Annotated in this window: 1 protein-coding gene; it reads right to left on the bottom strand. The window is 70.1% G+C overall.

The features are described 5' to 3' along the window. A partial coding sequence (locus ACFY00_RS38060) for a homocysteine S-methyltransferase family protein (RefSeq protein WP_388038850.1) occupies nucleotides 1-1,987 on the bottom strand: 1,987 nt, incomplete at both ends.

Here is a 1,987-nt window from a genome sequence, read left to right on the forward strand (position 1 = left end):
ACTGTCGGACTTCTCCATGTGGGGTTCGAGGTGGGCGACGGCGGCCTTCATCACCTCGGCGGACTGCAGCACGAACGGCAGCTGCATCTGCCCGGAGCCGAACAGCTCGCCGACGACCTTCATCCCGGACAGCAGCGTGTCGTTGATGATCTCCAGCGCCGGGCGGACGGCCAGCGCCGCGTCCAGGTCCGCCTCCAGACCATTGCGCTCGCCGTCGATGATCCGGCGCCGCAGGCGCTCCTCGAGCGGGAGGGCGGCGAGCTCTTCGGCCTTGGAGGCGGCGGAGGAGGCGGCGGAGACGCCCTCGAAGAGCTCCAGCAGCTTCTGCAGCGGGTCGTAGCCCTCGGCGCGGCGGTCGTAGACCAGGTCGAGGGCGGCCTGGCGGCGGTCCTCGGGGATGCGGTTCATCGGGAGGATCTTGGCGGCGTGCACGATCGCGGAGTCCAGGCCGGCAGCCACGCACTCGTGCAGGAACACCGAGTTGACGACCTGGCGGGCGGCCGGGTTGAGGCCGAAGGAGATGTTCGACAACCCCAGGGTGGTCTGCACGTTCGGGTGGCGGCGCTTGAGCTCGCGGATCGCCTCGATGGTCTCGATGCCGTCACGGCGCGACTCCTCCTGGCCGGTGGCCAGGGTGAAGGCCAGGCAGTCCACCAGGATCGAGGACTCCGCGATGCCGTACTCGCGGCCCAGCTGCTCGATCAGGCGCTCGGCGATGGCGACCTTCGTCTCGGCGGTGCGGGCCTGCCCCCGCTCGTCGATGGTCAGCGCGATCAGACCCGCCCCGTGCTCACGCGCCAGCGCCGCGATCCGCCCGAACCGGGTGTCGGGGCCGTCACCGTCCTCGTAGTTGACGGAGTTCAACACCGCCCGCCCGCCCAGCATCTCCAGGCCCGCCTTCAGCACCGGCGGCTCGGTGGAGTCCAGCACGATCGGCAAAGTGGAGGCCGTCGCCAGCCGCCCCGCGATCTCCCGCATGTCCGCGACACCGTCACGGCCCACATAGTCCACACACAAATCCAGCAGGTGCGCGCCCTCGCGGATCTGCTCGCGGGCGATCTCCACACACGCCTGCCAGTCGGCGGCGAGCATCGCCTCCCGGAACTTCTTCGACCCGTTGGCATTGGTGCGCTCACCGATCGCCAGATACGAGGTGTCCTGCCGAAACGGCACCGCCTGGTAGAGGGAGGCCGCGGACGCCTCCGGCTTCGGGTCGCGCGGCGTGATGGGCAGCCCCTGGACCCGCTCCACGACCTGCCGCAGGTGCTCGGGCGTGGTGCCGCAGCAGCCGCCGACCAGGGCCAGGCCGTAGTCGCGCACGAAACCCTCGTGCGCGTCGGCGAGCTCAGACGGCGACAGCGGGTAGTGCGCGCCGTCCTTGCCCAGCACCGGCAGGCCCGCGTTCGGCATGCACGACAGGCCGACCCGGGCGTTCTTCGCCAGATACCGCAGGTGCTCGCTCATCTCCGCCGGGCCGGTGGCGCAGTTCATCCCGATGAAGTCGATGCCGAGCGGCTCCAACGCGGTCAGCGCCGCGCCGATCTCCGAGCCCAGCAGCATCGTGCCGGTGGTCTCCACCGTCACCTGGGCGAAGACCGGCAGGTCCAGCCCCGCCTCGGCCAGCGCGGCCTTGCAGCCCAGCACCGCGGCCTTGGTCTGCAGCAGGTCCTGGCTGGTCTCCACCAGCAGCGCGTCCACACCACCCGCGACCAGACCCGCCGCGTTCAGCCGGAAACCCTCCCGCACCACCTCGAACGTGGTGTGACCCAGCGTCGGCAGCTTCGTACCCGGACCCATCGAACCCAGCACCCACCGGACACGCCCGTCCCGCGCGGTGAACTCATCAGCCACCTCCCGGGCGATCCGGGCACCCGCCTCCGACAACTCGAAGATCCGCTCCGAGATGTCGTACTCACCCAACGCCCAGTAATTCGCCCCGAAGGTGTTGGTCTCCACACAGTCCACACCCACCGCGAAATACGCCTCA

Source organism: Kitasatospora sp. NPDC001540, assembly GCF_042894345.1.
In the GTDB taxonomy this organism is placed as follows: Bacteria; Actinomycetota; Actinomycetes; order Streptomycetales; family Streptomycetaceae; genus Kitasatospora; species Kitasatospora phosalacinea_C.